Origin of the sequence: Pararcticibacter amylolyticus, assembly GCF_003130405.1 — a bacterium.
GTDB lineage: Bacteria > Bacteroidota > Bacteroidia > Sphingobacteriales > Sphingobacteriaceae > Arcticibacter > Arcticibacter amylolyticus.
The window spans coordinates 289,911-299,415 of the sequence record NZ_QEAS01000002.1; the positions used below are offsets into that span (position 1 = coordinate 289,911).

At 46.1% G+C, this 9,505-nt stretch carries 6 protein-coding genes; 2 read left to right on the forward strand and 4 right to left on the reverse strand.

Annotated elements, in window-relative coordinates:
* The first annotated feature begins 6 nt into the window (after positions 1-6).
* Positions 7-1,191, forward strand: coding sequence for a homoserine dehydrogenase (locus DDR33_RS03705; RefSeq protein ID WP_109414560.1), 1,185 nt, complete (start codon positions 7-9; stop codon positions 1,189-1,191).
* A 168-nt stretch (positions 1,192-1,359) separates the two neighbouring features.
* Here DDR33_RS03705 and DDR33_RS03710 read toward each other — a convergent pair whose 3' ends face one another.
* Both DDR33_RS03710 and DDR33_RS03715 read right to left on the reverse strand, forming a co-directional pair.
* A complete protein-coding gene (locus DDR33_RS03710; RefSeq protein WP_109414410.1) occupies positions 1,360-1,968 on the reverse strand; it encodes a DNA-3-methyladenine glycosylase in 609 nt (202 codons plus the stop codon).
* A gap of 16 nt (positions 1,969-1,984) precedes the next feature.
* Complete coding sequence (locus tag DDR33_RS03715) at positions 1,985-2,461, reverse strand: GAF domain-containing protein (protein ID WP_109414411.1); 477 nt, start codon at positions 2,459-2,461, stop codon at positions 1,985-1,987.
* 93 nt (positions 2,462-2,554) lie between these two features.
* Between DDR33_RS03715 and DDR33_RS03720 the strand changes: the two genes are divergently transcribed.
* Entirely contained in the window at positions 2,555-4,729 is a 2,175-nt protein-coding gene (locus DDR33_RS03720; protein WP_109414412.1) for a S46 family peptidase, read from the forward strand.
* 8 nt (positions 4,730-4,737) lie between these two features.
* Here the strand turns inward: DDR33_RS03720 and DDR33_RS03725 are convergent, their stop codons facing one another.
* Positions 4,738-8,268: a PKD domain-containing protein gene (locus tag DDR33_RS03725; protein WP_146198696.1), complete on the reverse strand. Its 3,531-nt coding sequence runs from the start codon at positions 8,266-8,268 to the stop codon at positions 4,738-4,740.
* 182 nt (positions 8,269-8,450) lie between these two features.
* Positions 8,451-9,503: an agmatine deiminase family protein gene (locus DDR33_RS03730; protein ID WP_109414414.1), complete on the reverse strand. Its 1,053-nt coding sequence runs from the start codon at positions 9,501-9,503 to the stop codon at positions 8,451-8,453.
* Between the last annotated feature and the right edge of the window lie 2 nt (positions 9,504-9,505).

The window sequence follows — 9,505 nt, forward strand, 5'->3', positions numbered from 1 at the left end:
GTACGAATGAGCAATAAGTTAACCATCGGATTATTTGGCTTTGGCGTTGTAGGACAAGGCCTTCACGATATAATCCGGACAAAAGACCTCAATCTTGAGATCAAGAAAATAGCGATTAAGAATCCTGAAAAGAAGCGGTCTCTTTCTCCAGAATTATTTACCACTGATGCTTCGGTTATCCTGAACGACCCTGAAATCAATACGGTGGTCGAGCTGATCAATGATACCGAGGCAGCATTTCAGATTGTTTCTACTGCGCTGAAAAATGGCAAGAACGTCGTTTCTGCCAGTAAGAAAATGATTGCCCTTCATCTTGAAGAACTCATCCACATCCAGGAAGAATATGGAACTTCCCTGCTTTACGAAGGAGCAGTATGCGGAAGTATTCCGATTATCCGGAACCTGGAAGAGTACTACGACAATGAGCTTCTTTATTCGGTAAGGGGTATCTTCAATGGTTCGTCTAATTACATCCTGTCAAAGATCTTTAATGAAAATCTTGACTATGGAACAGCTCTTAAGCAGGCGCAGGATCTGGGGTTTGCAGAAACAGATCCGATCTCGGATGTTGGGGGTTTTGACCCCAAATATAAGCTGGTAATTGCTGCATCGCACGCTTACGGTATCATTACACGCCCGGAAGAGGTGCTGAACATCGGGATCCAAACCTTGTCGTCAAAAGATATTCAATACGCCAGGGAGAAAAATTATAAAATAAAACTGGTGCCCACAGCACTCGAATTCGGAGAACGGCAGGTGGTTCTTTACGTGATCCCTAAGCTTATCCATTCTGCTGATTTCCTTTACAATGTAGAAAATGAATATAACGGTGTGATCGTACAGGCAGCATTTGCAGATCAGCAGTTCTTTTTCGGAAAGGGAGCCGGCGGACATCCAACAGGATCAGCGGTATTGTCGGACATAGCGGCTTTACGGTATGGCTATAAATATGAATACAAAAAATACCGTACTAACAGGGGCTTTGTACAGTCCAATGATTACACTCTGAACGTTTATCTCAGGTATGATGATGAGAGTGTCATTGAAAGGCTCGGATTTAAGGAGATTACAGAAAGATTTTATGCGCCCGACTTTAAGTATGTAATTGGGAAGATTGAATTAAGCAACCTCATTGCCAACCAGGAGTTCTTAAATAATGATGGAGTTTTTATTGCTGAAATTGTGCAGTAAACAACACTAAAAAAACCTGCTTTAGGAGCAGGTTGTATTTTATTACGAAAGAGGCTTTCCCTAAATGAGGTGCCCCTGAAAGTTGTTGTCCAACTTTCAGGATCACTTAACAAAGACCGGATAGCCTCTTTTTATAAGCGGACATTTCCTTATTGAACACTTTTAGCCTTATCCCCATTTACTTACATAGCGGTTTCCCCGGATATAAAATCTCCACGGGATTTCTTTATAGGGACTGTCAATGTTGAGTCCGATTCTCGCCGAGGCTACTATATCCTCTTCCGGTACTTCCAGGCCACGGTCTTCGAGCCAAATCTGGTCCCCCAGTAAGGAGAGCCCGTTATGTGTTTTATTCAGCCCCATTGCCCTGGCTAATGCCCCGGGACCTTTGCACAGTCGTTTATCGTCTGAATAGACAGCACGTCTTTCTCTCATAATATCCAATCCGTCAACAGGTTGAAGAGCTCTGATTAAAACAGCATGAGAGGTACCTTCCGGTCCTGTCACAATATTCAGCATATCATGAATCCCGTAACAGATATACATATAGGTAACACCGCCTGCGTAATACATAATGTCGTTCCTGGCAGTGCGTCTTCCGTTAAAAGCATGTGAACCTTTATCCTCCGGTCCCCTGTAAGCCTCGGTCTCAACGATAATTGCGCTGGTAAGGAGACCATCTAAATATGTAAAGATCTGTTTACCGATCAGATCGCGGGAAATCTGAACTACGTCATCCCGGAGATAAAAAGACAAGGGTAATTTTTGTTCGTTCATAGACAGGATAGCCGGATCAGTTAAACTTTATCAGGGAGACGATTTCTTCCAGATACTGCCTGTCAGTTTCGTCAAAAGTATTCAGATCTTCACTGTCGATATCAAGAACTGCCTTTACTTCGTTGTTGCCGAACACCGGCACCACGATTTCAGATCTGGATAAAGAGCTGCATGCAATATGCCCCGGAAAAGCATCGACATCCGGAATAACCAGAGTTTGCTGTAGTTTCCAGGCAGTACCGCATACACCTTTTCCGTAAGCGATCCTGGTACAGGCCACAGGCCCCTGAAAAGGCCCTAATACCAGTTCCTGTCCTCTTACCAGATAGAAGCCCGTCCAGAAAAAGCCGAACTGCTCCTTTAGTGCTGCGCTAATATTAGCCATGTTCGCAATGAGATCGTCTTCTCCTTCGATAAGAGCCCTGATTTGGGGTAAAATAGAGATATATTGATCCTGCTTTGATCCTTTGTTGATTACTAAGTCTTCAGCCATTTAGCAAAAATATTAAATGATGAGGTAAAAAACGATGTATTTTGTATATACAGCAATTTGCCTAAGTTTGTGGTTTTCTAAACAACACACGAGATGACGGCTAAGAAGAAAACGATCTTTTTTACTCTACTGCTAAGCTTTTTAATTACTGGATCAGCTTATACACCTCCCGACGAAGGGATGTATCCGCTGAGTGAACTCAGGAAAGTAAATCTCAACAATGCAGGTCTGAAGATCAGCATGAAAGAGATCTACAACCCCGACAGCATCAGTCTCATTGACGCGCTTGTAAACGTTGGCGGCTGTACCGGATCTTTTATCTCGGATGAAGGGCTGATCATCACCAATCATCACTGTGCGTTCAGTGCAGTCCAGTTAGCGAGCACTCCGCAGAACGACTACCTGAACAAGGGATTTGTGGCACGGGAACGTGAACAGGAAATCGAAGCAAAAGGGTTAACATGCCGGATCACTGATAGTTATGAGGATGTGTCGGACAAAATACTTTCGGTTGTTGCGGGAGTTACTGATCCGGCATCACGTATCCGGCTGGTCAATGAAGAGATGAAGAAGCTGGCTGCCCAGGCTGAACAGCAGGACGCAACAATAAAGGCGGAGGTATCTGAAATGTTTATCGGCAAAACCTATGTTTTGTTCAGATACAAGATGATACAGGATGTGAGGCTGGTTTATGTGCCGAGCCGCAATATCGGGGAATTCGGAGGGGAAACAGACAATTGGGTCTGGCCAAGGCATACCGGCGACTTCTCTTTTATGCGTGCCTATGTGGCGCCTGACGGTTCTTCCGCTAAATATTCGAAAGCTAATGTACCTTATAAGCCTAAGAAGTTCCTGAAGGTGAATCCTAAAGGGGTCAGTGAAGATGACTTCGTTTTTATCCTCGGTTATCCCGGAAAGACGTTCAGGAACCGCCCGGCCCAGTATATCCAGTATCAGCAGAACTATCTTCTTCCTTATGTTTCAGATCTGTATGATTTTCAGAACCATGCTATGGAGGCTGCGGGAAAGAAGGATAAGGCAACGGAACTGAAGCTTGCAACCAGGATTAAGCGGAATGCCAATGTCCTGAAGAATTACAGGGGTAAATTAAAAGGCCTGAATGGACTGGAACTTGTACAGCAAAAACGTGAAGAAGACGAGAAGCTCGCAGAATACATCAATTCAAACGTTGAGCTCAAAGAAAAATACGGGACGCTGATGAGCAGCATCGACAACCTGTACAAACTGATCTATAACGATGCTTACCGGGAACTCTGGCTGACCCAGGTTTACAGTGGTGTAAGCCTCCTCAATATTGCCAGGCAGGTAAATTCATTTAAAGCGGCCATGCTTTCCAGGCCCTTATCTGAAAGGGCAAAATATTATACAGACAGCATAGGCGTCCTGGAACAAAAGCTTAAACCCATATACCAGAGCTATGACCTGGATGCTGACAAGGCGATCTTCACGCGGATGCTGAATGATGCGGCAAAGTTACCAAAGATCCAGCGCGTCGATGCCGTAGACAAAAAAGTGCTGAAAGGTTTCAGCAGCCAGGAACAGGCAGATAAATTCGTTGAAACTACCTTGCAGTATACCAGGCTGAAAGATGCAGACTACGTGCTGAACACTTTACTTAAATCGCAGGCACTTCTCTCTGGCTATAACGATCCCTTACTCGTATTCGAAAATGATATCAGTACGCAGATAAAAGCACTAAAACCTGAGCGTGACCGCCGCGAAGGTCTGCTTAACAAACTGATGGGTGATTACGTGGCAGCAAAGGAATTATTTAAAAAGCAGGATTTCATTCCTGATGCAAACAGCACACTCAGGCTGACATACGGATATGTAAGAGGTTATGCCCCGGCTGACGCCACCTATATGAAGCCCTTTACGACAATCAAAGGTGTACTGGAAAAAGGGAGTACCGGAAATCCTGAATTCTCCTACCCTACCGTTATTAAACAATTATGGCAGACAAAAGATTTCGGACCTTTTGTAAAAGATGATCTGAATGACGTTCCTGTGGCCTTCCTGTACAACCTCGACACTACCGGGGGAAATTCGGGGTCTCCTGTGATGAATTCCAAAGGTGAGCTGATCGGCGTCAATTTCGACAGGGCATATGAAGCTACAATTAATGATTATGCATGGAATGAAAGCTACAGCAGGTCTATCGGTGTAGACATCCGGTACGTTCTCTGGATAGCATCAAAAGTTGATAAAGCAGATTTCCTGATCAGGGAAATGGGTGTCGCGCAATAAAGACGGCCCTACCTGATAATCGAGACATTCCCTGTATAAGGCCCCATACCATTTTGGGGGTCAATAATATAGTAATACACTCCATCCGGAAGAGCTGTCCCGTTGAACGTTCCATCCCAGGGCTTTAAGTAGCCCTGGCTTTTATACACCCGGTTTCCATACCGGTTGAAGATCTCCACTCTTGCTTCAGGATAACGATCGAGATAACCTACCACCCATGTATCATTTACACCGTCGCCGTTAGGCGTAAAGGTATTCCGGATCACGGGATACTTCTCCACCATTACGTTTACCCGGGAAGAATTACGGCAGCCATTTGAATTTGTAACCGTCAGGGTATAGGTGGTATTATCTGAGGGAGAAGCTACGGGGTCGGGAATATCGGTCCGGCTCAAACCAGCGGCAGGGCTCCATTCGTATTTCACGATATCCGGATCGGAGACAGCCTTCAGGCGAACGGAGGCGCCTTCCCTAAAACCGATATCCGCACCTGCCGACACGGAGGGGCTGGCATTCACCCGGATTAACTGCTGAACAGTATCTGCACAGCTATTTCCGGCAGTATAGATATAGGAAATGAGATGCATTCCGGGACCCGCTTTCGCGGGATTAAATATGCCAGTCCCCGATATTCCCTCCCCTTTGAACTCATCCGCCAGTTTAACAAAGTTACCCGATGTCTCCGATGCTCTCAGCCGCACAGGGGTGTCTTCCTGGCAAATAGTGTGTACAACGAGGTCAAACCGGACATCAGGAACAGCTTTGATCTTTACGAACTTTTCTGTCTCTCCTACGCAGCTCTTACCGGAAAATGCTTTCAGGAGGACCCGGTATGTTTTTTCATTTGGTGACGCGAACCGCGGATATAAATGGCCCTGTTCCCTGCCCGGCTCAGGATTATCGTCAACGAACATTGAAGTCCTGTCCCCGTCATAATCAAAATACCATTCTAAACGGGTGATATTCCCAAACCCCACATGAGACCGGTTTACGAAGATGACGGGATTCCTGCTGCACAGGTCTGCCGGATTGACCACATCGAAATCAGCTACCGGGTTTGATCCGTTCACTGTAAGGATCTTTTTTGCAGTTGTTACACAGCCGGATTTCGACGTTACGGTTAAGGAAACTTCGTAGTAGCCACTGGCTGAATAAGCATGCAGAGGGTTTTTATCAGCGGAATGCGGTGTCTGATCCCCAAAATCCCAGTCATAGGAAAAGTCGCTTTCGGTACCATCGCTTATTGATGAAAGATCTTTAAACTCAGCAAAAGAATCTTCCAGGCAGACCTTAGGAAGTAAAAAATCGACAAGAGCAACAGGTTGAACGGTGATATCCGAACTCGTTTGTTGTGAGCATCCATTGTCTGTCAGCACTGTGAGCTTTACAGTATAGGTTCCGGCGGTAATATAAATATGCTCCCGGGGTAAGTCATCCTGGACCGTTTCGATGGTACCGTCGCCATAGTCCCACGTTCTGCTGATGATATTCCCGTCAGCAGCAACTGACTGATCAGAAAAAGACACCTTCTGACCTGCGCAGGCTGCGGAAAATGTGAACCCAGGCACAGGCTTCCTGAAAATAAACAGCGGTTTGATCTTTGTTACCGGATCGCACGATGACTCCGTTGCAGTTATCAGCGTTACCTGGTAAGTGCCGGGGACAATATACGTATGCGTGGGATTCTGATCCGCGGAAGTAGTGCCGTCGCCAAAATCCCAGAGCCATGATTTTAATGAAGCCCCCTTTCCGTCGGTAAGGTCCATAAACTGGATCTCTTCCTTTTCGCAGGGTGCGCTGAAAGAGAAATCGGGTTCCGGCGGATCAAATACCGAAAAATCAAGCTGGATGAATTCTGATACGCCGCAGGCATCCAGTGTTTTCTTTTCCGCTGTCACCTCAATACTGTAGTCTCCCGGTTTTTTATAAGACACTTCATTGGTTAACCGGTAGGTGTAGTATGTTTTTCCATCTTTTGAATAGATTGCGGACGGCGATGAATAGACTGCTTCGATGGGCGGCTCCCCGTTATCGAAATTCCAGGTGATCTTCTTTACCTCAAACAACAGATCTACACTGAACTTCACAGCCTGGGCAGTACAGCCATTGGTTATGGTATTACCTGTCGAGCTGCTTACTATTTTAAAAGTTTCCCCCTTTACATTCGTTCCCGCTGAATAACCATAGGACTCCGCCCGGCCAAAGCCATAAGCAACGGCATTGAATCCCTTTGGAGCCGACAAGGTGTGTACTCCTGCATTCACAGAAAGCTGAGCATAAGAATATGCCGGGTCTCCAGGTACAGGCTGAAATGCTCCGGGAGGCGTTGCGTCATCCAGTTTGAAATCAGCTGCGGCAGCGGTTTCAATCACAATGTTGATGAACTGCTTCTGAATCCTGTAGGCACCCGGCGAATAAACAGTTATCCTGTCGATATTCTGTTCAATGGAGTTGAGATAGATCATTTCCGGATCTCCGGTGGTTTCCCTGCCCCCGGTGCAGTTGATTGTCTTTGACTGGCTTACCGCGTACTGGACTACCTGAACCGGCAGGTCTGCTTCAATGACATTCACAGACTGAGATTCAAACTCATAATAGAAATCATTTATAAAAGCTGATGCAGGAATAAGATTCCCGTTTAGCCGTACACTGGCGGACGGACTGCTTTTTACTATCCGGATGATATCATAGTCGCGCGAAGCAAGCGGCACCGTTATAGTCTTTTTACCCCAGCTGTTTGTGGGATAGACCTGCTGATAAAGATTATCAGAAGACCCTACACCTGTTTCGGGACAGCCGATACCGATCTTTCCGCTGCCTGAGAAGACTGCAATTTTTTTACAGTCGCCTACGCCCCTGCTGACAGACCTGACAACAGAGCCGGTGAGATCAGCTCCCTTATAATTCGTTACAGAATTGTCCCTGTCCACATTTATAACCTCTTTTCCCTGGCTTGCGCCGAGAACCTGATGAATATCCCCTTTATTCAGGTTCACAACATAAGGGACGCCTGCAGGATGGCCACCTTTGGTGCCGGCGGAAGGAATGATCTCTACTTCTGTCCCATCTTCAATTCCGACGACAAAGAAGTAAGAGAAAGATGTATCCTGGTTGGATATCTGCTTATAATTGATTGAATAATACTCTTTTCCAAGAACATTGGTGGGTAATACGAGCGTAGCTCCCGAAACATTCAGATCATAAATGTGAGCATAAATTACTACCGGCTTGAGGGTAGTGACGTGAATACCTTTATGATAGGTACCTTCGTCTTCGAGATAAGCATCCTGGGGAACCTGCACTTCCCGGATAGAATTGGCTGCCACCTGAAATTGGGCGGAATATCCAATTCCGGGGATCTCAATGGTTCCTTCTGTATTTACATCCGACGTGATGTACAATACCATCTTCTGATTGTTGAGGTTATATCCCCGCTGATGGTTGCCATAGCCGAGCCAGAAATCCTTACCCTTGTTGGACGTATTTTGAGCTAAGACGTTCACGGCTCCCCCGAACAGGAAGAAAAGATTAAGAAACAACAAGCAGTTAAAGCTCCTCTTTTCCACCCTGTTTGCTAAAGTGCCTATAACAAATATATAGGAATTGCTTCAAATGCAGGCATGGTGAAAAACAAAAAAGACCGCCCCTGCGGTCTGTCAGCTTAGAGAAGAACGAAAATTCAGGGAGCCCCATTTAAAGCTCCCCCGGGTCAAAACGAATGCTACACTGAGGGCTCCTGCTGACTAAGGCAATGAAAACTGCCCAGCCCCCAAATTATATCTGTGGAATCGATCCCTGTAACCTGCCTGTCAGGAAAACAGGAACTGATGATTTCAAGCGCTTTCTCATCTTTGCTGCACCTGTAAGTGGGCACGATCACATACTTGTTACTGATATAAAAATTAGCATACGATGCGGGGAGCCGCATTTCGTCGTATATGACGGCATCAGGCATGGGTAGTTCAACAACATTCAGCTGCTTCCCGTTCAGAAGACGCATAGAACTCAGGGATTTCAAGTTCTTTTGCAGCAGGGCGTAATTTTCGTCACTGGTATCCGTCTCGACAACCGACAGTACTGTGTCTTCATTAACAAAACGAATCGTATCATCAATATGCCCGTCCGTATCATCGCCGGCAATACCCTCTTCAACCCAAAGGACCTGGTCTACCCCGTAGAAAGCCCGGAGATAATTTTCAACCTGCTGCTGGTTAAGATGAGGATTTCGGTTTTCGTTCAGCAGGCAGCAGGTCGAAGTCAGCACAGTACCCCGTCCGTTGAACTCTACAGATCCGCCTTCCATTACAATGCCCGGATGAAATACCGGGATGTTAAAATGTGCGCCGATCAAAGATGGAATCACATCATCAAGATCGTATGGGGGATATTTCCCTCCCCATGCATTATATCCCCAGTCGACAATCACTTTCCGGCTTTCAGCCTGAGGATTTACCAGGAACGCAGGCCCGTGATCACGGCACCACGCATCGTTGGTGGGATGATAGAAAAACTCAATCCTGGAAAGATCAGCACCGGCTTCAACCAGATGCTGCAGCGCAAATTGTCTCATGGTATCATCTGAAACATTGATCCGTACCATTTCGCTTTCGGTGAGTACTTTTATGAATTCACTGTACTTCGGATAGATCGTTTCTATTTTACCCGGCCAGCTTGCTTCTTTATGAGGCCAGCTAAGCCATGTGGCTTCATGCTTCTCCCATTCAGCAGGGAAACGGTATCCGAGGCTCTTCGGACTTGAATGCTCTGAAATCATCC